Source organism: Nostoc linckia z4 (genome assembly GCF_002608075.1).
Lineage (GTDB): Bacteria > Cyanobacteriota > Cyanobacteriia > Cyanobacteriales > Nostocaceae > Nostoc > Nostoc linckia.
The window spans coordinates 80045-101341 of the sequence record NZ_LAHA01000022.1; the positions used below are offsets into that span (position 1 = coordinate 80045).

Below are 21297 nucleotides of genomic sequence, written 5' to 3' on the forward strand. Positions count from 1 at the left end.
ACTATGGAGAATCTTGCGTATTTACACCTAGCTTACGCCTACGAAGACGGCACACCCAGTGAATTGATTTCGCTCAGTTCTTTGTTAAACAATGCAACTGCACCAGACTGGGGGCGGCTTTCTGGAAAGGCTTGGAAGTATATGCTGCCCCTTGCTTTGTCTTTGTCTATTCTCAGTGCTGTCAGCAGCGTTATGGCACTGGAAAAAGGCGACCAAGGCCCTTCTGTCAGGAATTTACAACAAAAGTTAAAATCAGCAGGTTTTTATCAAGCTCCAATTACCCAAGTATATGATGCATCCACAGAAGAATCTGTGCGCCGCTTCCAAAAAGCTGCTGGCATACAAGTAAACGGTGTTGTGGGGCCAACCACTTTACAAAAATTAGACAACTGGCAAGTTAAAAAGCCCACTACCGCAACTACACAAGCTAAAAAAACTGCCGCAACTACACAAACTAAAAAAACCAGTACTACAAGTGCAGTTAATTCAGTAACCAACCAACGCCGCGATTCCAATTATTTGATGAAGGGAGATGAAGGCGAAGATGTTAGAGTTTTGCAAGAACGCTTAAGAGTTGCAGGCTTCTATTACGGGAACGCTACAGGAATATTTGGCCCGATTACTGAAGAATCTGTTAAGCGCTTCCAAGATTCTTACAACTTGAACGTTGATGGAATTGTTGGCCCAGCAACATTAAGTAAATTGCCACCAGTTGGCATTGGTGATGGAGAAGAAGCTCCTCAAAAGCCAGCAGATCGAAGCAAACTCCGTCTTGGCGATCGCGGCGAGCCAGTGAGATTACTTCAAGAACACCTAATTCAAGCAGGATATTTAGAGGGAGAGCCAAATGGCTACTATGGCCCCTACACTGCCGATGCTGTCAAGAGATTTCAAGCCGCTAATTTCCTAGCAGCAAGTGGTGTTGCTGGCCCAACCACGAGAGCTAAGTTGTATAGCTCAATCAATACCACCTCTAAAAGCGATTTTAGCGTCCTGGAAATCCAAACGCGATTGCGGGAGCGCGGTTTTTATAAAGGTAAGCTCAACGGTGTAATGGCAGATGACACCAAAAAAGCAATTAAACAAGCCCAAGAATTCTACGGCATTAGCCTCAAGGATCTTAAGAGCGGACGCTTTTAGGGAACTCCAAAAAATAAATGGTTCCGGTTCAGGTTGTTGACTGTTGACCGTTGACGGTTCACAGTCAATAGTCAACAATTGACAGTCTTATGCATGAATATTTTTTTACTTGGAAGTACCTTAGCATCCGCTTTCGTGTGGTCAGTATTAGTCCTCAACTGGTTGCTAGCCTCCAGTAACAGCAAAGAAAGGAACTGCTCAAAATGCCACTTATTTGGTTAATTTGAGTAGTTTCGTTTTTTTCTCTACCCAACTGCTAAAGCGGCATCAGCGCTCGTTGGCACTTAGGACATACCGCATGGATGGTCATTTGACAGTCAAGTAAATGAAAGCCTTCTTTTTGAGCAGTTTTCGCCCCAATTTTTAAAATTGAGTCATTTTTAAACTCAATTGTTGAGTTACAACGAACACAAATTAGGTGATGGTGGTGATGGGGATAAGGCTGGTTGAGTTCATAATGCTTATGTCCCTCACCTAATTCTAATTCCCGTAGAATCCCCATTCTCGCCATCAACTTCAAAGTCCGATAAATAGTTGACAGACTGATCCCTTCACCATCAGTTTCTAGCCGATGATAAAGATCTTCCGCACTTAAATGTTCGCCTTGCGGAAGTTCTTGAAAAATGTGTAAAATTGTTTCGCGTTGGGGAGTTAAACGCCAGCCTCTTTCATTCAGTTCTGCTTTGAGTGAAGTAGTTGTGTAGGCAGTCATAGCTAATATTTCTCAACAAAGCTTGTTAGTTGAGAATATAACAAATCTTGGGAGCAATTTGCAACAATCGTCGCCTATTGAGAATCTTTATTAAATCCTTAAGAAAAACTCATCAAACTATAGATAAAAAATCAGCTAACAATTGATCCCTAACTTCAGGGGATTCACAACAAAGGTCTAGAGAAAGTGCTAAACCCTTAGATGCAAATGATTTGCTACAAGCTTGTAATAAGTTTTGTGTCTGGGGATCGAATAAAGTTCTTTGTCGCTAGTCACTTGTCAGGTAAAGTTTTCAAATGACAAAGGGAAAAGTCTGAGTATCGGCTTGCGGTACTCAGACTTCCCAAGTAAAAAAATATTCCATTGTTATTTTTGGCTGCTGACTGTTAACTGTGAACAGTCAACAATCAACAACTTAAACCTGTCGTTTATTTCTTAGATTTCCCTAACTTAGAGACTCTAAATAATCGCGGATGAGGTTGCGACGCTTGGGTTGGCGTAGCTTTTGCAAAGCCTTGGATTCAATTTGTCGTACTCGTTCCCGTGACAAATCAAGAGCGCGGCCAATTTCTGCTAAAGAGTAAGGATGGCCATCTGCTAAGCCAAATCGCATCAAAATTACGTCGCGTTCGCGGCTAGTTAAATCTGACAACAGATGATGCAAGTCTTTTTGTAAAGATTCTCGCATTAACATTTCTTCTGGAGTTACATTGTCAGTTTCTAGTAATTCTCCTAACTCAGTATCTTTATCTTTTCCTACTTTGGTTTCCAAAGACACTGAGCGAGGAACCCGCAACAAAACTTCACGTACTTGCGTAGGTGTCATTTCTAACTCAGTGGCTAGATCCTCTAGAGTGGGGGTGCGACCTTTTTCTTGAGCAATTTTGCGTTGGGCTTTTTTAATTTTGTTGAGCTTTTCAGTAATATGAACTGGTAGGCGGATGGTGCGACTAGAAGTAGCGATCGCCCGCGTAATTCCCTGACGAATCCACCAGTAAGCATAGGTACTGAACCGATAACCCTTAGTTGGGTCAAATTTTTCTACAGCCCTTTCTAGACCTAAAGTACCTTCTTGGACTAAATCCAACAATTCCAAACCACGATTTTGGTACTTCTTAGCAACAGAAACAACCAGGCGAAGATTAGCCTTAATCATGTGTTCTTTTGCCTGGAGTCCTTGGGACTGGATTTGTTCCAATTCTTCCACTGTCAACTTGGCAATTTCAGCCCAGCGACGTTTACCCTCTGCCAAAATCGGTCTGAGATCCGATACGATGACACCAGCAGTAGCAGCCCACCTTTCTAAAGACGGGCGGTGTCCTAATTCGGAAGTCAAGCGCTCTTGAACTTCAATTAACCTCAGATAAGGTGAAATTACCTCATCTCCTTGCTTTGCGGCATTAGCAAGTACTATCCGCATCCGCAAATAACGCTGAACTTTTTGAGCTTCTGAAACCTCTTCATCGCGCCCTAACAACCTAACCCGACCAATTTCCTGAAGATATAGACGTACAAGGTCTGTACTGCGACGGTTAGCGTTAGCAGCTAAGTTAGCATGGTCTACAGAAGCCATTTCTAACTCTTGTAGATCCTCTACTGATAACTCACTTTCATCAACCGTGAGATCCGAGTCCAAAACCTGTCGGGACTTTTGGGTATTGTAGGCGGCATCTGCATAAAATGATGTTGCTGGCATAAAGCGTCTCAATGGCTCCAGGTAACAATAGATTAGGGTCAGCTTAAGATTACGGTCAGCTATTCAACTGTTGCTATTGTTCCCGTGATTTGCGAAGAAATAACACGGAAGAGAATTCCATTACAATTTTTTTAGGAAATTAGGTAATGGTTTTATTGAATACAGTATTACTGAACTTAATCGCTGCTAGGCTTCTGATTGAACCAATAGCTATTCAAATCCGCAGCTAGGCTTTCAATATCTAAACTACTTAGTTAAGATTTCAAATTTGATTGTTTTTGATAGTTACTTTTGTAACAACGTATAAACATAATTCAGTAAATATTTTGTTTATATTTGTCATAGTCACATTTACATGGCTACGAAAGTAATATCCTGACGATTTAGCAATTTTTTCTCAGGATTATTTGGGAATAAGTTTAACTAATAGATTGGGAATAACTGATTAGCGGGAAACCAGACGCGGGGAGTGGGAGACACGGGGATGGGGAGAGTGTTTGCGATCGATTAAGAGCGTCTCCGTATCCCCGCGTCACCGCATCACCGCGTCTCCGTGTCTCCCACTCCCCGCGTCCCCACGTCCCCATGTCCCCGTATCCGACAACTAGTAGTTATACTCAGGCTTGATATCTCGCAGCATCAATTCATCAAGTGCTTGTCGGGGTGTGATTTCACCCTGAAGTAAGTGGTAAACTTGCTCGGTAATTGGCACAGCAATGTTTTGTTGCTTGGCTCGTTGTATCAAAACCTGACAAGTGTTAACTCCCTCAGCGGTTCCTTGCAAATTTGTGAGAATTTCTCTGAGTGTTTTACCACCAGCTAGCTGATAGCCGACTTGATAATTCCGACTTAAGGGACTGTTACAGGTTGCTAACAGATCTCCTAGACCCGATAAACCATAAAATGTTTCCGTCTTCGCGCCCCAGTCATTACCAACGCGAATTATTTCTGTAAGTCCACGGGTGACTAAAGCAGCTTTGGCATTAGTTCCTAGTTGTAAACCATCGCACACACCAGCAGCGATCGCAATAACATTTTTCAGAGTTCCCCCTAGTTCAACACCAAGGGGATCGGGATTGGTATATACCCGGAAACGATGTGAAGAAAATACTAACTGCACTACTTCAGCAGCAGTGGAAATATTACTCGCTACCACTGTTGCTGCTGGTAACTGCATTTGAATTTCTTGAGATAAATTCGGCCCTGAGAGAACAACTACTGCATGGTTAGGAAATATTGTTTGCCAAATTTGCGATGGCGTACAGGTAGTTTGGGGGTCTAAGCCTTTCGTTGCTGTGATGAAAATTGTCTCTGGAGAAAGGGACAAAGAGTTTACTTGAAAAGCAACGTCTCTGACACCTGTCATAGAGATAGCCGACAAAACTATTTGGACATCTTTGAGTACTGTTTCGAGAGTTTGAGAACCATGACGCGACCAGAGACGCACCTCATGACCGTTTGCATCTGCCAGATTTGCCAGCGCCATACCCCAAGCACCCGCACCCAGAATTGCAACAGAGAATTTTGAGTTGGAGTACATCTGCTCGCTCATAACTCCTAATTCCTAACTCCTAATTCCAAACTCCAAACTCCTAACTCCTAACTCCTAACTCCTAACTCCTAACTTTTCACCGGGGATAACGTTCCATTAATTCCCTGACTTGTTCTGCATGATACGAACTTCTTGTCAATGGTGAAGAAACAATTTGTAAAAATCCGATTTCTTCGCCGAATGCTTTCCAAGCAGAAAATTGTTCTGGGTGGATAAATTCATCCACCTTCAGGTGTTTTTGACTCGGTTGGAGGTATTGCCCAATTGTTAAGATATCGCAATCTACACTTCGTAAGTCTTGCATCACTTGGCGGATTTCAGCATCAGTTTCACCGAGTCCAACCATGATACCGGATTTAGTGTAGGTGCTGGGAGAAAATTCGCGAGTCCGGTGCAACAATTCTAATGTGCGATGGTAGTTGCCTTGGGGACGCACCCGACGATACAAGCGTGGCACAGTTTCCGTATTATGGTTTAATACCTCTGGTGCAGCTTGGAGAATTACCTCTAAAGCATTCCAATTACCGCACAAATCAGGAATCAGTACTTCAATTGTGGTGTTGGGCGAGATGGTACGAACTGCATGAATACACTCTACAAATTGAGATGCGCCACCATCTGGCAAATCATCTCGGTTTACAGAAGTGATGACCACATGATTGAGTTTCATGCGGCGAACAGCTTCTGCCAGTCGTGCAGGTTCGGTGGGGTCTAATGCTTTGGGTTTTTTCTCAAAATCGATATCGCAATAGGGACAAGCACGCGTACAAGCCGGCCCCATAATCAAAAACGTGGCAGTACCAGCGTTGAAACATTCACCAATATTCGGACAGGACGCTTCCTCGCAAACTGTATTGAGGGCTAAATCCCGCAAAATGTCTTTAACGTTACCGATGCGCTCACGCGCAGGTGCTTTCACCCGCAACCAGTCTGGTTTTACAGTCACAATCCGCTTTTACCACTAAAGTTATACAAATTTTATGGTAGCAAGCAAACCCTTTGATGAAGCGATCGCATATAAATGTAATTTTGTCATTTGGCACAAGTTGTGATATTTTGGATTTATAATGCCAATTTTGTGGCGGGATGTAGCGCAGCTTGGTAGCGCACTTCGTTCGGGACGAAGGGGCCGCTGGTTCGAATCCAGTCATCCCGATATGTACATTCGCAAATCATATATCGCAATTCGCAAACTCATGTCGTTTTTTGCAAATTATTGTCGCTTTGACTGTTTTTTAGAGTCAAATTAGTTGTACTGAGTTTTCCCAAATTAATGTCGCAACTCTGATGTGATGGAGTGATTCCACTAAATTTCTAGAATATGCTAAAAAATTTTTTAGGAATTACCAGTGTATAACAGTCCTTTCTCTCTAAAAACGGGGAATTGAAGACGGTAAACCAACTCGCATAAATGATCTTGCGAATGCTTGAGAGAAGTGTTCTAAGTAAGGAGATTTTAACCGCCACCTAGAACCTATGTCGGTGCAGTGTTTTACAATATATTCGTAAGGTAAACTGTATATCTCTCTAAAATTTACAACCAGGGCTTCCCTGTTATTGTCAGGGTTGGTTGGTGATGCAAGTAAATGTAAGCCTTCGATTCTACCTGTTAAAACCTCATTCCACTTCCCCTTTTTTGCAAATACTGGGTTAGCTTCTTCAAATTCTGATATGAGGTTAATTCTACAGACAACTACTTGACTAACCTTTTTGTTGTCCAGATCGCAACTTTGAGTTAAAACAATTAAATCTAATTCGTTTACTTCTACCTCTACTTCTTGATTTTCATTGTCTTTTTTTCCAAAAGTTGTAGGGTCAAATAATGGTACTGGTACGAGACACCCAGGTAGGTAATCACCTTGCCTGAGTGTCTGTTCATTAACCTGCACCCAGAAAGGGTCTATCGTCATTCTTCGTCTAAAAGATACGGCATAGGTTTTTTACGCCCTTTGAACTGGGCACGCATAACTACCCGCTCTAAGCGCTTTGGTGGAACTGGATTGTAATCTACTTCATCAATACTTTTAATATACTCTAGGTATTCTTTAATCTGAGTCAAAACTTGCAAAGCATTTTCAGTTACTTCTGCTATCTTTCGCCCTTCTGGACTTTGCAACTGAGATGTAGCTCTTGGCTCAAGTACAATTAATCTGGGTTGGGTTGAAGTGTCATTAGGACGTAGAGGGGTTATTGTAGCCATTAGTTAATCAACTCCCTTGTGTGTTCTGTAATGCAAGCTTCAAAAGCTTTGTTCTTTTGTTCATGCATTTGTTCCACAACTTCCCAAAGTTCTATTCCATCTTTTGGGATATCCCGTTCTAGAAACAGGTCTAAATCCAACAGTATAGAAATAAAATCAGGTGTTGGAGGAGGAACTAGTGCTTGATTGAGAACAAGCATTGTTGCTAGTTTCTCTTGAGGAATTTGTAGCTGCATAAAGTAGCCACTTAGTCCTTGCGGCAAGTCAGAGGAAACTTCAGGAAATGTCCTTAAGTAATTGTTTAAATCACTAACAGGTAGGGGAATATCCAGCCTGTTAATGTACCTCACCGCTAACCGAGTAATGGCTGCTGGATTTGCCAACGACTGATAGATACTCCACAGTCGCTTTGCTTCATCTCGGAATGTTTCCCAGCAGTCGTAGGGAGCAAGGCGACTGAAGGTGAAGCCGTCCAAACGCACTTGAAGAATTTGTTTTTGATCGTTGCTGAAGGTTCTATAGCCGATTTGAGATTGGCTTGCTGTTGCTCCAACACTAGCACCAGCAATCATTTGTCCCTGAAATACAAGCATTTCCTCACGCTTGGGGTACTCAGTTTGAATACTTGAGTACACCTGCGCCAAAACATCAAGTTTAACTTCTTCTGGAAGTTGAACTTGTATATCAATCAACGCTTCGGTGATTGGGGCGCGTGAGTAGTGTTTTCCTGCTTGCATACTAATTATCGTAAACTCTCTGTGCCAACAGGGGCAATGTAAATTACAATGCCTTTACAATCTCCTCAGCTTGTTTTGCTTGAATTTTGCCTTATAGAAGTTTGGGTAGTAGATTATTGCCGATACTGACAAGAGTCTCGTTTGTTGCTTATTGCCCATTCCCTATAGGTATTGGTAAGCGCGTTAGCTTAAACTAATTGAGAAGCAAAATTTCAGCAATATGTACGATTGCATCATTGTCGGTGCTGGCCCAGCTGGTGGAACGGCTGCATATCATTTAGCTAAGCAAGGTCGCTCAGTATTAGTTTTAGAAAAAGAATCCCTGCCAAGATATAAACCTTGTGGTGGTGGTGTATCTCCAGCGATCGCTCAATGGTTTGACTTTGATTTTAGCCCAGCAATTTCTTTAAAAGCAGACTTGCTCCGCTTCACCTGGAAACTAGGCGACCCCGTGGAAGCGAAAATTGCCACCAAAGAACCAGTTTGGATGGTGCGGCGGGACGTTTTCGATTATTTTTTAGTGCAACAAGCCCAGAAACAAGGAGCTAAACTACGAGATAATACTGAAGTAACTGGTATCGAATTTCAAAGCGATTATTGGCAAGTGAACACAGCCAACGAGCCAGTTACAGGGCGTTACTTAATCGCAGCTGACGGCGCAAAAGGCTCGATGGCAAAATGGTTGGGTTTTCAACAACGCAAACGTGTGTTAACAGGAGCTTTGGAAGCAGAAGTTCCTGGTATTGCAGAACACAACCCGACAATTCATTTTGAATTTGGCTTAATTAAAAACGGCTATCTTTGGAACTTTCCCAAAGCTGATGGTTATTCCATTGGTGTGGGAACTTTCATTGGTGGTCAACCCCAAAACTTTAAAAAGATTTTGGATGAGTACGCCAAATCATTAAATGTAGACCTTACAACCAGCAAACAATATGGACATCCCCTTTGTATTTGGGATGGAAATCAAAAGCTGCACACTCAAAATGCGGTTTTGGCTGGGGAAGCTGCTTGTATAGTCGATCCGATGACGGCAGAAGGCATTCGCCCGTCAATTTTTAGTGGCTTACTCGCAGCCGCAAGTATCAATGAAGCACTTGCTGGAGACATTAACGCTTTAGAAAAATACAGCCAAGCCATTAACGAAGAATGGGGTACTGAAATGGCTTGGGCGCAAAAATTAGCCAAAGCATTTTATCTATTTGCCAACATTGGCTACAAAGTTGGTGTGAAGCACCCCTCAGCCCCGCAAGTCATGGGTAAAATCATGTGCGGCGAACTACGCTATGGCGACATTGCCGGTCGCGCCTTGAAGCGTTTAATTCCTGGGTTTAGCAATTGAGAGTTAGGAGTGAGGAGTGAGGAGTTTGGAGTCTGGCAGTGGACTGGCACAGTTAAAATAGTGCATTCGTTTGACTCTTGTGGGGTGGGCATCTTGCCCGCCCGAACGGGTGAGGACACCCATCCCACAATAAAATCTATTGCAACATTTTAGCCTTGACACGCCACTACAAAACCTCAACGTTCCAGTTCATCCCCCAATGCCCAATGCCCCATGCCCAATGCCCTAATCTCCTAAATAAATACCCATACCACGGGCAGTTTTAACTAAAGTTCCGTTGGGATCGACGGCGCTATATTGAGCGATCGCTTCTGTAATTGGTACGCTTAATACTTGGCGATTTTGCCAAGTTACCATACGGTCGTATTTACCCTCTGCAATCAGGTTAACTGCGGCTACACCAAAGGCTGTGGCCACTAATCTATCCAATGGCGAAGCAGTCCCACCGCGTTGAATGTGTCCTAAAACAGTGACTCGCGTTTCTACACCAATGTGCTGAATAACTTCATCAGCTAAATATTCACCTATTCCACCGTATCGAGATTGACCTAAGCGATTTGTAATCGTCAGGTTTTCGCCATTTTGAGTGCGAACAGCTTCAGAAACAATTATTAAACAATAATTTTTGCCTTTCTCTTGGCGTTCTTTAATTTTGTGGCAAATGTGTTCAACTGTGTAGGGAATTTCTGGAATTAATATTACATTTGCTCCGCCTGCAATTCCCGCTGCTATGGCTATGTGTCCGGCATCACGCCCCATGACTTCCAAAATCATGACTCGGCTATGACTGGCAGCGGTAAAATGTAACCGATCTAATGCTTCCGTGGCAATATTGACTGCTGTATCGAAACCAATGGCATGTTCGGTAATGCCAATATCATTATCAATGGTTTTGGGAATTCCAACTAAATTAATACCACCTTGTTGTGCGAGGCGGCGGAGAATTGCCAAGCTACCATCGCCGCCAATACCAATCAAAGCATCTAAACCTAGTTGATGATAACCTGCAATGATTTCTTGGGAGCGATCGCATACACATCCATCCGCCATTGGAAAAGCAAAAGGATCGCCTTTGTTAGTTGTTCCCAACATTGTGCCACCCGCAGTTAACAACGAATCAACTCGATCTATTTCTAAGTTTGTAAATTGTGGCGGACGCGCCATTAATCCCACAGTTGCTTGATGAATTCCCAAAACCTCCCAGCCATAAGTATTCACAGCACAATTTACTACAGCTCTAATGGCAGCATTCAAGCCAGAACAATCTCCTCCACTGGTAAGAATTCCAATGCGTTTGGGTTCTACCATATCTTTTCTTGACATTTTGATCCAAATATATCTACTAGCCTATTAAACTTAAGCCTGAGTAAGTAATAGATTAAACCTAAACAAACCTCTCACTGTAAATGCAAAGGTAATTTTATGTTGCTTTTATGTTTAAAAACAAAATTATCTTTAATAATTCATAACTTAGAAGTCAGAATTCAGAATTCAGAATTCAGAATTCAGGAGTCAGAATATATGAATTTTTTATAAATTTGAAGAAAGTCAAGCATCTAAGGATTCAGAATTCAGAATCCAGGAGTCAAAATTTATGAACTTTTTTATCCAACTTTCAAACTTCAACTTAATAAATTTGAACAAAGTCAACTATCCATAGTGACGTAATTTTTTAACCATTCTCAGGCGTTACTTGCTGCCGTTTCCAGTTTTACTCTTGAATTCTGGATTCTGAATTCTGACAACTAACTGACCCCAGCTGTAAAATATGAGTGTGCAGCTAGTAGTAGATTAAACCTCAAAAAGTAATCCCCGAAAATGCTAGGGTGATTCTATGTCTGTATTGAAATCGAGAAACAACCAAGTTATTCCAACTCTAAAAATATGAAGGTGGAGCAAAAGGTGACTAGTATTGATAATTACACCTTCTCTTTTTCAGGAGAAGTAACAATCCCTGTGGCTCCTCCTGATTTTAAATCAGGTTTTATCGGCATTATCGGTCGGCCAAATGTCGGTAAATCTACTTTGATGAATGAATTAGTAGGGCAAAAAATCGCTATCACATCACCAGTAGCGCAAACCACACGTAACCGTTTGCGAGGGATTTTAACTACATCAGAGGCGCAGTTAATATTTGTAGATACACCAGGAATTCATAAGCCGCACCATCAATTAGGGGAAGTATTGGTGCAAAATGCCAAAATAGCCATTGAATCTGTAGATGTAGTGCTGTTTGTGGTAGATGGGTCGGTAGTCTGTGGAGCAGGCGATCGCTACATTGCCGATTTGCTCAGTCGCAGCCAAACACCAGTAGTTATGGGTTTGAACAAAATCGACCAACAACCAGCCGATTCCCAGTTTTTAGATGATAGTTACGCCCAGATGGCCAAGTTCCATGAATGGGAAATCGTCAAATTTTCCGCCAAGACAAGCGCAGGATTACCACAACTGCAACAATTATTAATTCAACATTTAGAAATCGGCCCATTATATTATCCACCAGACTTGGTAACCGACCAGCCAGAACGCTTTATTATGGGCGAATTAATCCGAGAACAAATTATACTTTTAACTCGTGAAGAAGTACCCCATTCAGTGGCGATCGCCATTGACCAAGTAGAAGAAACTCCCAACATCACCCGCGTACTAGCCACCATCAACGTCGAACGCGATTCCCAAAAAGGCATACTCATTGGTAAAGGCGGTTCAATGCTCAAAGCAATTGGTAGCGCCGCCCGCGAACAAATCCAAAAATTAATAGCCGGCAAAGTCTACCTAGAACTATTCGTCAAAGTCGAGCCAAAATGGCGACAATCGCGGGTAAGTTTAGCTGAGTTAGGTTATCGCGTGGAAGAATAAAAGAAGTTAGGAGTTAGGAGTTAGGAGTTAGGAGTTAGGAGTTGGCAGTTGGGAGTTGGGAGTTGGGAGTTAAAGACTTATGCAACTCTCCATTCTTAGCTGTCATAGGTAGATTTTTTGGATTAAACCAATTAATTTTTTGGATTTTAGAACTAAGATAATTGTTTAAAATGTCAAGTACAAATTCAAGATTTCATATTTTGACTCACCAAAGTCCTAACTCGTAACTATTAATTTCTAACTTTTAACTTTTAACTCCTAACTCCTAACTCCTAACTCCTCACTCCTAACTCTTAACTCTTAGATTTATGTTAAAAGTATTAATTGTTGAAGACGATCCAATGATGCAACTGGGATTAGAGCAATCTTTAATGGCTCATCCCGATTTGGAAATTGTTGGACAAGCTGAAGATGGCTATTTGGGGGTGCAAGCTGCACTGCAACTTAAACCAGATGTGGTGGTTATGGACATTGGATTACCACGATTGGATGGGATTGCAGCGACGCAGCAAATTAAAGCCGCGCTACCTGCAACTCATGTAGTGATGTTGACATCCCATCAAACGGAGACAGAAATTATTGCTGCCCTATCTAGCGGTGCAGATGCATATTGTATTAAAGGTGCAAGTGTGGAACGATTGTTAAATGCGATCGCTGCCGCAGTTGATGGTGCAGCTTATCTCGATCCGCAAATTGCCCGAAGAGTAATTGACAATCTCAAACCACCCTCACCCACCAACAACACCGCCAACTTATCTGGGCGTGAATTAGAAGTATTAAAACTCATGGTAGACGGATTGAGCAACCCAGAAATTGCACAAAAACTTTATCTCAGCCCCAACACCGTTAAAACTCATGTCCGAGGAATTATGAATAAATTAGCAGTGGACGATCGCGTACAAGCGGCGGTAGTTGCATTGCGTTCAGGTTTAGTTTAATTACCCGATAATTCTCTTTAACGACTAAATATTGATAGCACTGACACAAAAACTCTCCGAAACTCTTATTTCTCTGTGTCCTCTGCGTCCTCTGTGGTTTGAAATTTTGGATTTTGAAGTTTTAATCCAAAATCCAAAATTGCGAGTCTAAAGTCCAGTGATTTATCTGTTTATTCATCTATCTATTTAGTTTTGATGTCCGCGTTCAACGTCTTGTGATATCAAAACTTGGTGTATATGCTCAGTATCCGCCTGTTCTTTTTCCAACAAATCTTCTCCTTTTCCTTCCCATGAGTAATTGCAAATTTTAGTACTCAGTACTAAACCTAGTGTTTTGTTAATCAAAAACGCAAAGCTATCGATAAAAATAAAATCCAAAGTTCGACTAATCATAAATTCCTTTTCAGTTTTGTAGGATCGACTAATATTTTCTACAAATGAGACAATGTAGTTTCCAGAAATTTACTATCTCAACATTTGTGAATTTATAATTCCTACAAACAAAAACTGCTGTGATATCGCCACAGCAGTCTTAAATCATTAGTGAAATCTTAGTGTCCAGGCTGTTGTTTATCTGGAGTTGACATTCAACATTTATCCCTGATATTTTTCTATATCTAAAGACATAGATATTAAGGGGTGTAGGGTTACACCCCCTAATAAAATTAATTCATGTATTTACTTCAACAGCCTGAAAAATAACATGACAAGGATTAAAAATTAATTAGTAGTAGACGATGGCGTGGAATCCTGCATGGTATTGTTAACGCTAGATTTAATCGATTCTTTATTAGAAGTTGCTAGATAGATACCTCCTATAATTAAAGCCAGTCCTAGCAAATTAAAAATACTCAAATTTTCCGAAAACAGTATCCAAGCAAGAATCGCCACAATCACTGGATTTAGTAACAGTAGTAATGAGATGAATCCTGAAGAAAAAGTTTTCAAGCTGTATACAATCAGCCCATGACCCAAAGCTTCACAAATCGCACCTAGAGCAAATACTACTAACCACCCTGATAAGGTAACTGGGAAAACTTGTTTTTCAAAGATTAACACTACTGGTATCATCAATGAAGTTGCGATCGCACAACGCCACACCAGTATGGTGAGAATTGAAAATTTATTACGGATCTGCTCGATCAGTAAAAAGTTTGCCGCATAAAAAACCGATGAAATGACGGAAACAACATCACCAGTAATATTATTATTAGAGCGCAATAAATCTTCAAATCCAACAGCGATGGCACCGACTACAGCCAAAATCAAACCGATGATAAATTTGCGCCCAAAAATTTGACCAAAAAATAGCCATCCACCCAATGTAGTGAATATGGGATTGAGACTACCCAAGGCGTTAGCATTAGCAGCACCAGTTTGAGTTAGCGCCCAAGTCCAAGATAATCGACCCAAGACATGAACCAAACCCACGCCTACTAAGAATAATATCTCTTTCGTTGCATAACGTTGCTCTGGTAAAATTGGTTTGTCATCTTTAATTTGAGTATTTACTTGGTTAATTCCACTCCATAATCCAAAGATAATAGTTGCTATCCACAAGCGATTAAATAATGTAGCAACAGCACTCATTTGGCTAACAGCAATTTTAATAAAAATTGCCGTTGTAGATAAAGCTAATAATGCACTTATGACTGTTATGATCGGCAGAATGTTTGAAGCTTTATCAGATTTTTCTTGTGTTAGGCTTAATTTATTTTCTACCATTTGATTATTATTGATGAAACAAACTGCCAATTTTCAATTGGTCATTAGTCATTAGTAATTGGTCATTTAGTGATAATAAAGGGTAAAAGACTGTCTTTTTCTATGGGAGATGCTGGGCTGCGCGAATACGTAAAAAAGTACAGTTTAGACGCCTATGAGTTTATTACTATTGGCATTACTGAGGTAATAGTGCCAGAGAAGTCTTGCAGCGATCGCTCGCCAAGGTCGCCAGTGTAGGGTCATTGCTTCTAATTGTGTTGGTGTTGGACGTGTCTCTAGGTTTTTCAGCTTTTGTAAAGCGATCGCTAATGCTAAATCCCCTTTGGGAAAGACATCAGGACGTTGCAATGCCATGAGTAAATAAATATCAACTGTCCAATCTCCAATCCCTTTGAGACGTTTTAATTGAGTTCTGATAGCAGTTTCGTCCATTTTTGAGAACTTACTAAGGTCAAGTTCACCACTGGCGACGACATCCGCCAACCCACGACAGTATAAAATTTTTTGGCGACTGAATCCAATCCCTTTTAATTGAGCATCATCTAATGTGAGAAAATTTTCAGGCGTTAATGTTACAACAATTCCAGATAAACGTCTAAATACAGCTTTTGCAGCAGCTAAGGAAACTTGCTGTTCCAGAATTATGCACACAAGGGTTGCAAAACCCGGTTCTCTTGACCATATTGGTGGAGGCCCCAGTGTTTCTAAAATCTGAGCCAAATCGCTATCAAGATTGGCAAGCACCATTAAACCACGGCTAAAACTTTCTTCAGTCAGCGATTCTAGTTCAGGCATTTGAGTCATGTTTTAAACAAGTCTCATATCTAGTAATTACTAATGTATCAACTTTAACGCAAAGCAAATGCAGCAAAATTCCAACACAAATCCCATCAAAACTGAGAATAGTGGTGTATCGAAACTAAATAATGAATTGGCAACTTTTTGCCCCAATAGCCGCGAACAATGGCGAAAATGGTTAGAAACAAACCATCTTACTTCTTCTGGGGTGTGGCTCATCTATTACAAAGTCAAAAGTGGTAAACCAAGTGTTCGATATAGCGAAGCAGTAAAAGAAGCCTTATGTTTTGGTTGGATTGATAGTAAAGTCAAATCATTAGATGAAGAACGTTATATGCAAATTTTCACACCTCGAAAACCCAAAAGTGTGTGGTCAAAATTAAATAAACAATATATTGAAGAACTTATCGAGCAAGGTTTGATTGCGAAAGCAGGTCTAGACAAAATTGCAATGGCAAAACAAAATGGTTCGTGGAATTCTTTAGATGCCATCGAAGCATTAATTATTCCTTCAGATTTAAATCAGGCATTAGAAGCAAACAAAACTGCTAAAGATTATTTTGAAGCATTGAGTAATTCATCCAAAAAGAATATCCTGTTTTGGATTGAGAGTGCTAAGCGTCCACAAACAAGGTTGAAGAGAATCGAACAAACTGTTAATTCCGCAGCACAGAATAAAAGCCCATTGTGACGTTAAATTTTTCAAATGTTAGTTAATTTGAATTTAAATTATATTTTTAAGTAGATGGATACAATTATTTAGAAGACGCATTTTGACTTCCCTCAATGCTCGGTAAGCTGATTCCAATAGGGTTGAGCGCAGTCGAAACCAGGCGATATCGAGTTAAGTTTAATTTAGTCCGTTTACTTAAAATACAAAAAAAATGACTTTTACAATTGAGTAAGATTCATAAATAAAGGCGTACATCGGTACGCCTATATAATGAATTAATTAATGACAAAGTTTTTTCCAAAATGGTTGAATTAAATGCATGTTAATTAAAAGATGTTGAGAATTGATTAGGATCTAAATCAGTAGGAAATACTACAATTTCGACACCTTCTTGTTTTGCTTTGTGGCACAATAAAATTGCCTTTTTTAAAGAGCAATATTTAATTGGAACCCACCCGTCGCTATAAAAGTAGACAGTTACTCGGCTCATTGCATACTCTTTCAACGGTAGTGGAAGATGCCAGGACGAGTCCACGATTTGACCCTTACCTGTTGAGTCCATGCTTTGAACCTCAGTTACTAAGTATATTTACCTCAGCGATTTCCTCCACTACTTTCGCCTACTCAGGTGAGTATTAGTAACTATCATAGGTAATAAAAGAATTTATCTGAAAGTCGCAAATTTCAGACATCTCAAGGAGTGTTAAAAAAATATTCCATAGAAGACTTTTGAGTGTTGACTGTTAACTGTGAACCGTCAACAGTCAACAATCAACACTTTAACCAGAATAATTTATTTTTTCGAGTTCCCTTAACTACTTGTTCACTACTTGTAACCGCTGAGTTACCATCGTCATTCCATTACCCCGTAGAATTACGGCAGAAATCCATTGGCTACCAGGAAGAGATGGTGCTTGTCCTTCTTTAAAGACTCCGCCAGATGTGAGCAATTGTAAATCCACCGATGTAGGGTTGAGATATTTTTCTGGTCGAATGGGTTCCTCTAGGGCCGTTCCTAAGAGAAAATCATCACCAAGTGGTTCTTGAACGATGGCATCAAAATTATACTTTTGTCCGATTTTTACTTGTTGTGGTAATTTCACATCAACTTGTGGCGGATTAGTTCCAGAGGTAAGTTGCGTGCGTTCTGACAAAATGTCTTGGCGGACTATCTTACCACCAACGACACGTTGACGCGATTTGATTGTGGCATTTAAAGCCAAATTCTTACTGTTAGCAGAGGGTGAACCAAGGATATTAGTTTCTGTTTCGGCAATAATGGCGTTACCTTCGGATTTTGCAGACAGTAGTTTAGTACTGTATTGCAATTTTGGATATCGTTGCCAAAGTGAAACTAGGGATTTTTCCAAGGTTTGGAGATTTAACCCATCCCCATGAGTGAAATTCGGCGCGTAAAACTGTAACACCCCTTTAATATCGCCCTTGCTGGCAGCAGCATCAACCTGTGCTAGGAGGTTTTTCAGTTCGGCTGGTGCATTTGGGGTTGTAGTTGCTTGGACTAATTGCTGTGGTGTAGTGGCTTGAGTTTCTTGCCAAGCATTTGTTAAACCAAGTGTTAACAGGAATGAAATCAGCCCGATGCTGGTTGATAATTTAAGTTGGCGTTTCACTAAAATGTTAGTCATTGGTGAGAATTTACTGATTTGATTAGAGAAGGTAAGGAAATTGCTTTATCTTAGTTAACCTAGACGCTAAACGGTAGAGGTTTGATGGCAAACGCACCGATAAAATTATTAATAGCTGCCAGTGGCACTGGTGGACATTTGTTTCCAGCGATCGCACTAGCTGAAAAACTGCCAGATTATCAAATAGAGTGGCTAGGAGTACCCAATCGCCTAGAAACTGAACTTGTCCCTCAAGAGTACCCCTTGAATACTATTGCAGTTGAAGGGTTTCAGCAAGGGTTTGGCATTTCTTCCCTTCGCACTTTAACCAGACTTGCAGGTTCAATTTTCCAAGTTAGGCGAATTCTCAAACAGGGAAATTTTCAAGGAGTTTTTACCACAGGCGGTTATATTGCTGGCCCTGCGGTAATTGCGGCGCGTTCCCTTGGTTTACCGGTGATTTTCCACGAATCTAACGCTTTGCCAGGTAAAGTAACTCGCTTTTTTGGCCCTTGGTGTAGTGTGGTAGCCTTGGGATTTGAAGTTGCTATTAAGTATTTACCCCGTGCTAAAAATGTCTGCGTTGGCACTCCTGTCCGGGCGCAGTTTCTCGATGGTGGAATCAATACACCGCTTGATTTAGATATTCCCGATGGTGTTCCTTTAATTGTCGTCTTTGGTGGTAGCCAAGGTGCAGTTGGTATCAATAAATTAGTGCGCGAATGTGCAAACGCTTGGTTTGATGCTGGGGTTTATGTAGTACATTTAACTGGCGATCGCGATCCCGATGCCGATAGCCTCAAACATCCACAATACATTGCTTTACCTTTTTACAACAATATGGCGGCATTGTTGCGACGGGCTACCATTGCCATTAGTCGTTCTGGTGCTGGTAGCTTGACAGAATTGGCAATTTGTGGAACTCCAGCGATTTTGATTCCTTATCCCTTTGCCGCAGAAGACCACCAATCCTACAATGCAGAAGTATTCACCAAAGCAGGAGCAGCCTTAACCCTCAAGCAATCACAGTTGACAGCACAAGAATTGCAAAGTAATGTGTTGAATTTATTGCACTCGCCCCAAGAGTTAGTCAAGATGGGGGAAAAAGCAAAGGCGATCGCAGTTCCAGATAGTGCTGAAAAATTGGCACAGTTAGTGCGTGAGGTAGTAGAAACCTAAAAATTGAAAAATAAAAATACAAATTTATTTTCAATTTGAAAAGCGATGGTGGCAGATAAATCACCCAAAATCTAATTTATTAACTCTTGTATAAAGTGGTTGTAGTATAGTTTTAAAATCAAAACTTACCTTAAAACCCAGATACCAAAAAACTTTTGCCAGCCTATTGCCTGCTATACTTCAACATTTAAAATCAAAACGAAAATGGTATTATTTAACCAAAAATTCCGGCTCACAGTGGGTTGCGCTGGTTTATTACTAGTAGGTTTAGCCAGTAGCTATCTATATACTCAATCAAAAACCAAATACCTCACGACACAAGCACAAGGCTTGACTCAACAAGAAAATTCTGCCTTACTGCAACCACATATTTCTTTGACTTCAAATCAAGTTCCTCATACACTCACCTCCAGTTTTCAAAATTCTTTTGTAGCTCCACAAAAAACAGACAAGCAAAATTTACCTTCATCTTCACAGGATTTGTTAGCTGCATCTACATCCTATCCAGTGGTTGATGAATTTAAAAAATATAAATATAGCGTTAAAGGCAGCCAAATTTTTTCTTCAGTCAAACTCCCAGGTAATAAGGTTAACTTCAATCAAACAGATTTATTAACTGTTCTTATCAATACTAGAAAATATTTTCAAGAATACGCTTCCCAAGACCCAGATATTCAGCGTACAGGAATTCTTGCTACTCAAGGAATTACAATCCAAGATGTCCTCAAAACTTTGGACTTCATGAGTGCAGTTTTAAAAGAAGATATTGCTAATCGTCGAGCTAGTCGCTTACAAGACCCAAAATTTATTAATGCTAACTTTCGAGTTATTAAATGGACTGCCTATAACCCCAAAAATAAACAACAAAAACAATTAAGAATTACTAAATACGCCGTTTTTACTCATAGTGGTTCTCGTAAAAAAACCTCTACCTTTAATACAGGAATTTATAGCCTCAAAGACAACTCTAATAGCGATAAATTCTACACTAGATACACAAAACAAGATGTTTTGTCAGGTATTTACGAACCAGGAGGTAGAGAATATGGCAAAGTTCAAAGTCTTGCTTATTTAACCAGAACTGGCTTAGAAGAAGCACTGATGCAGGGAACAGTTCTGATTAATTTTACAGATGGTTATAAGGCATTTTTTAACGTAGATAGAAATAATGGTATGGCTTATGTCCGTGGATTGAAACCAACAGCGCAAAAGCGTTATTGGTATTTTAGAGAAGTTGATGCCATTAAAGGTTACGGATACAAAATAGATGCAAAAATTTCCATCAAACCAGGAGTCACCTTTGCTGGAGATGTTCTCAACGTTGGTTTAGGCAAAGTAATTGTGATTGAGCAGACTAGGGGAGGTCGCAAACATCTGCAAATGGGAGTGATGGCTGATACAGGTGGAGCATTTCTACCAAATCTTTATCAACTCGATTTTTTGGCAGGCATTTTTAAGAATCAAAAAGAATTTGGTCAGTATGTCAGCCAATTACCTGATTATGCTACAGCATATTTCTTGGTGAAAAAATAAGTAAAAGGGAACAGGGAACAGAGACTGGAGACTTTAGGGACTTACAAGTAAAAAAATATTCTATAGAAGACTGTTGACCCTTCTCCTATGGTCGCCGCTACGCGTAGCTTGCTTCCACGTAGTGGTACGACTTCGCTCAGGGTCAAGGCTGAGCGGAGTCGAAGCCTTGACCGTTGACCGTTGACCGTTGACAGTCAATAGTGAATAGTCAACGACCTAAATCGCAATGATTTATTTTTTAGAGTTCCCTTAGACCCCCACCAATGCATACCACTACTTGCTGAGGAACTGTACTTCGTAAGCTAACCAATAAGTAAAAGTAATCATTGCCATTGACTCTACAAAATTTTTAGCACTTGATTAATTTTTGTAAAGCAGTGTAAAGTATACTCACAGGCGAAAACAAAACCGCCTGATACATACATCAAATTTAACCGCAATCATAAAACAATGACAGCAACCATTCAACAGCGCCAAAGCGCCAACGTATGGGGCCGCTTCGCCAACTGGATAACCAGCACCAACAACCGCTTATACATCGGTTGGTTCGGCGTCCTGATGATCCCCACCTTACTAGCAGCAACAGCT

General features: G+C 40.7%; 20 protein-coding genes, 1 tRNA gene and 1 pseudogene. 9 read left to right on the forward strand and 13 right to left on the reverse strand.

The window, feature by feature from the left end; all coding sequences use genetic code 11:
- The first annotated feature begins 3 nt into the window (after nucleotides 1–3).
- The gene (locus VF06_RS18355) at nucleotides 4–1140 is read left to right on the forward strand and encodes a peptidoglycan-binding domain-containing protein (protein WP_099066057.1); all 1137 of its coding nucleotides are present in this window, start codon (nucleotides 4–6) and stop codon (nucleotides 1138–1140) included.
- 256 nt (nucleotides 1141–1396) lie between these two features.
- Here the strand turns inward: VF06_RS18355 and VF06_RS18360 are convergent, their stop codons facing one another.
- From VF06_RS18360 to lipA, 5 genes are all read right to left on the reverse strand, one after another.
- Nucleotides 1397–1852 carry a Fur family transcriptional regulator gene (locus tag VF06_RS18360; RefSeq protein ID WP_073643287.1) on the reverse strand — a complete coding sequence of 152 codons (456 nt, stop codon included), beginning with the start codon at nucleotides 1850–1852 and terminating at the stop codon, nucleotides 1397–1399.
- A 445-nt stretch (nucleotides 1853–2297) separates the two neighbouring features.
- Complete coding sequence (sigC, locus tag VF06_RS18365) at nucleotides 2298–3548, reverse strand: RNA polymerase sigma factor SigC (protein ID WP_099066056.1); 1251 nt, start codon at nucleotides 3546–3548, stop codon at nucleotides 2298–2300.
- A 419-nt stretch (nucleotides 3549–3967) separates the two neighbouring features.
- Nucleotides 3968–4135, reverse strand: a complete 168-nt coding sequence (locus VF06_RS40960) for a hypothetical protein (protein WP_180267359.1) — start codon at nucleotides 4133–4135, stop codon at nucleotides 3968–3970.
- Between the two features lie 17 nt (nucleotides 4136–4152).
- Complete coding sequence (locus VF06_RS18370) at nucleotides 4153–5100, reverse strand: NAD(P)H-dependent glycerol-3-phosphate dehydrogenase (RefSeq protein WP_371411461.1); 948 nt, start codon at nucleotides 5098–5100, stop codon at nucleotides 4153–4155.
- A gap of 76 nt (nucleotides 5101–5176) precedes the next feature.
- On the reverse strand, nucleotides 5177–6046 hold the full coding sequence (lipA, locus tag VF06_RS18375) for a lipoyl synthase (RefSeq protein ID WP_099066054.1): 870 nt from the start codon (nucleotides 6044–6046) through the stop codon (nucleotides 5177–5179).
- A gap of 136 nt (nucleotides 6047–6182) precedes the next feature.
- Between lipA and VF06_RS18380 the strand changes: the two genes are divergently transcribed.
- Nucleotides 6183–6256: transfer RNA gene (locus VF06_RS18380), tRNA-Pro, on the forward strand.
- A gap of 214 nt (nucleotides 6257–6470) precedes the next feature.
- Here the strand turns inward: VF06_RS18380 and VF06_RS18385 are convergent.
- The 3 genes from VF06_RS18385 to VF06_RS18395 are packed head-to-tail and all read right to left on the reverse strand — an operon-like array spanning nucleotide 6471 to nucleotide 8037.
- Complete coding sequence (locus VF06_RS18385; RefSeq protein WP_099066053.1) at nucleotides 6471–7010, reverse strand: hypothetical protein; 540 nt, start codon at nucleotides 7008–7010, stop codon at nucleotides 6471–6473.
- Complete coding sequence (locus VF06_RS18390) at nucleotides 7007–7300, reverse strand: hypothetical protein (RefSeq protein WP_099066052.1); 294 nt, start codon at nucleotides 7298–7300, stop codon at nucleotides 7007–7009. Before VF06_RS18390 ends, VF06_RS18385 begins: the two co-directional genes overlap by 4 nt.
- Nucleotides 7300–8037 (reverse strand): TIGR04255 family protein, encoded by a 738-nt coding sequence (locus tag VF06_RS18395; protein WP_099066051.1) that lies wholly within the window; start codon nucleotides 8035–8037, stop codon nucleotides 7300–7302. The genes VF06_RS18390 and VF06_RS18395 overlap by 1 nt, the downstream gene beginning before the upstream one ends.
- Before the next feature lie 220 nt (nucleotides 8038–8257).
- Between VF06_RS18395 and VF06_RS18400 the strand changes: the two genes are divergently transcribed.
- Nucleotides 8258–9379, forward strand: a complete 1122-nt coding sequence (locus tag VF06_RS18400; protein ID WP_099066050.1) for a geranylgeranyl reductase family protein — start codon at nucleotides 8258–8260, stop codon at nucleotides 9377–9379.
- A 225-nt stretch (nucleotides 9380–9604) separates the two neighbouring features.
- Here the strand turns inward: VF06_RS18400 and VF06_RS18405 are convergent, their stop codons facing one another.
- Complete coding sequence (locus VF06_RS18405; RefSeq protein WP_099066049.1) at nucleotides 9605–10687, reverse strand: ATP-dependent 6-phosphofructokinase; 1083 nt, start codon at nucleotides 10685–10687, stop codon at nucleotides 9605–9607.
- Between the two features lie 576 nt (nucleotides 10688–11263).
- Here VF06_RS18405 and era point away from each other — a divergent pair.
- Both era and VF06_RS18415 read left to right on the forward strand, forming a co-directional pair.
- On the forward strand, nucleotides 11264–12238 hold the full coding sequence (gene era / locus VF06_RS18410) for a GTPase Era (RefSeq protein ID WP_099066048.1): 975 nt from the start codon (nucleotides 11264–11266) through the stop codon (nucleotides 12236–12238).
- A 308-nt stretch (nucleotides 12239–12546) separates the two neighbouring features.
- On the forward strand, nucleotides 12547–13176 hold the full coding sequence (locus VF06_RS18415; RefSeq protein ID WP_099066047.1) for a response regulator transcription factor: 630 nt from the start codon (nucleotides 12547–12549) through the stop codon (nucleotides 13174–13176).
- Between the two features lie 186 nt (nucleotides 13177–13362).
- Here VF06_RS18415 and VF06_RS18420 read toward each other — a convergent pair whose 3' ends face one another.
- The 3 genes from VF06_RS18420 to VF06_RS18430 form a co-directional block, all read right to left on the reverse strand.
- Nucleotides 13363–13569: a hypothetical protein gene (locus VF06_RS18420; RefSeq protein WP_099066046.1), complete on the reverse strand. Its 207-nt coding sequence runs from the start codon at nucleotides 13567–13569 to the stop codon at nucleotides 13363–13365.
- Between the two features lie 327 nt (nucleotides 13570–13896).
- A complete protein-coding gene (locus VF06_RS18425) occupies nucleotides 13897–14901 on the reverse strand; it encodes a DMT family transporter (protein WP_099066045.1) in 1005 nt (334 codons plus the stop codon).
- A gap of 144 nt (nucleotides 14902–15045) precedes the next feature.
- Nucleotides 15046–15705 (reverse strand): DNA-3-methyladenine glycosylase family protein, encoded by a 660-nt coding sequence (locus VF06_RS18430; protein WP_099066044.1) that lies wholly within the window; start codon nucleotides 15703–15705, stop codon nucleotides 15046–15048.
- 58 nt (nucleotides 15706–15763) lie between these two features.
- Here VF06_RS18430 and VF06_RS18435 point away from each other — a divergent pair, with 58 nt between their 5' ends.
- Nucleotides 15764–16390 carry a YdeI/OmpD-associated family protein gene (locus VF06_RS18435; RefSeq protein ID WP_099066043.1) on the forward strand — a complete coding sequence of 209 codons (627 nt, stop codon included), beginning with the start codon at nucleotides 15764–15766 and terminating at the stop codon, nucleotides 16388–16390.
- A 797-nt stretch (nucleotides 16391–17187) separates the two neighbouring features.
- Here the strand turns inward: VF06_RS18435 and VF06_RS18445 are convergent.
- Nucleotides 17188–18018: a DUF8623 domain-containing protein gene (locus VF06_RS18445; protein WP_099066042.1), complete on the reverse strand. Its 831-nt coding sequence runs from the start codon at nucleotides 18016–18018 to the stop codon at nucleotides 17188–17190.
- Nucleotides 18019–18102: 84 nt separating this feature from the next.
- Here VF06_RS18445 and murG point away from each other — a divergent pair, with 84 nt between their 5' ends.
- The 3 genes and pseudogenes from murG to VF06_RS18460 form a co-directional block, all read left to right on the forward strand.
- A complete protein-coding gene (murG, locus tag VF06_RS18450) occupies nucleotides 18103–19176 on the forward strand; it encodes an undecaprenyldiphospho-muramoylpentapeptide beta-N-acetylglucosaminyltransferase (protein WP_099066041.1) in 1074 nt (357 codons plus the stop codon).
- 204 nt (nucleotides 19177–19380) lie between these two features.
- Nucleotides 19381–20709: a hypothetical protein gene (locus tag VF06_RS18455; protein ID WP_099066040.1), complete on the forward strand. Its 1329-nt coding sequence runs from the start codon at nucleotides 19381–19383 to the stop codon at nucleotides 20707–20709.
- 450 nt (nucleotides 20710–21159) lie between these two features.
- Nucleotides 21160–21297: pseudogene (locus VF06_RS18460) on the forward strand (photosystem II q(b) protein); the annotation flags it as partial.

Excerpts from the sequence above, each read along its gene's own strand:
- VF06_RS18355 (WP_099066057.1), top strand. The coding sequence starts at position 4 with ATGGAGAATCTTGCGTATTTACACCTAGCTTACGCCTACGAAGACGGC.
- VF06_RS18360 (WP_073643287.1), bottom strand. The coding sequence starts at position 1,852 with ATGACTGCCTACACAACTACTTCACTCAAAGCAGAACTGAATGAAAGA.
- sigC (WP_099066056.1), bottom strand. The coding sequence starts at position 3,548 with ATGCCAGCAACATCATTTTATGCAGATGCCGCCTACAATACCCAAAAG.
- VF06_RS40960 (WP_180267359.1), bottom strand. The coding sequence starts at position 4,135 with ATGGGGACGTGGGGACGCGGGGAGTGGGAGACACGGAGACGCGGTGAT.
- VF06_RS18370 (WP_371411461.1), bottom strand. The coding sequence starts at position 5,100 with ATGAGCGAGCAGATGTACTCCAACTCAAAATTCTCTGTTGCAATTCTG.
- VF06_RS18385 (WP_099066053.1), bottom strand. The coding sequence starts at position 7,010 with ATGACGATAGACCCTTTCTGGGTGCAGGTTAATGAACAGACACTCAGG.
- VF06_RS18390 (WP_099066052.1), bottom strand. The coding sequence starts at position 7,300 with ATGGCTACAATAACCCCTCTACGTCCTAATGACACTTCAACCCAACCC.
- VF06_RS18395 (WP_099066051.1), bottom strand. The coding sequence starts at position 8,037 with ATGCAAGCAGGAAAACACTACTCACGCGCCCCAATCACCGAAGCGTTG.
- VF06_RS18400 (WP_099066050.1), top strand. The coding sequence starts at position 8,258 with ATGTACGATTGCATCATTGTCGGTGCTGGCCCAGCTGGTGGAACGGCT.
- VF06_RS18405 (WP_099066049.1), bottom strand. The coding sequence starts at position 10,687 with ATGGTAGAACCCAAACGCATTGGAATTCTTACCAGTGGAGGAGATTGT.
- era (WP_099066048.1), top strand. The coding sequence starts at position 11,264 with ATGAAGGTGGAGCAAAAGGTGACTAGTATTGATAATTACACCTTCTCT.
- VF06_RS18415 (WP_099066047.1), top strand. The coding sequence starts at position 12,547 with ATGTTAAAAGTATTAATTGTTGAAGACGATCCAATGATGCAACTGGGA.
- VF06_RS18420 (WP_099066046.1), bottom strand. The coding sequence starts at position 13,569 with ATGATTAGTCGAACTTTGGATTTTATTTTTATCGATAGCTTTGCGTTT.
- VF06_RS18425 (WP_099066045.1), bottom strand. The coding sequence starts at position 14,901 with ATGGTAGAAAATAAATTAAGCCTAACACAAGAAAAATCTGATAAAGCT.
- VF06_RS18430 (WP_099066044.1), bottom strand. The coding sequence starts at position 15,705 with ATGACTCAAATGCCTGAACTAGAATCGCTGACTGAAGAAAGTTTTAGC.
- VF06_RS18435 (WP_099066043.1), top strand. The coding sequence starts at position 15,764 with ATGCAGCAAAATTCCAACACAAATCCCATCAAAACTGAGAATAGTGGT.
- VF06_RS18445 (WP_099066042.1), bottom strand. The coding sequence starts at position 18,018 with ATGACTAACATTTTAGTGAAACGCCAACTTAAATTATCAACCAGCATC.
- murG (WP_099066041.1), top strand. The coding sequence starts at position 18,103 with ATGGCAAACGCACCGATAAAATTATTAATAGCTGCCAGTGGCACTGGT.
- VF06_RS18455 (WP_099066040.1), top strand. The coding sequence starts at position 19,381 with ATGGTATTATTTAACCAAAAATTCCGGCTCACAGTGGGTTGCGCTGGT.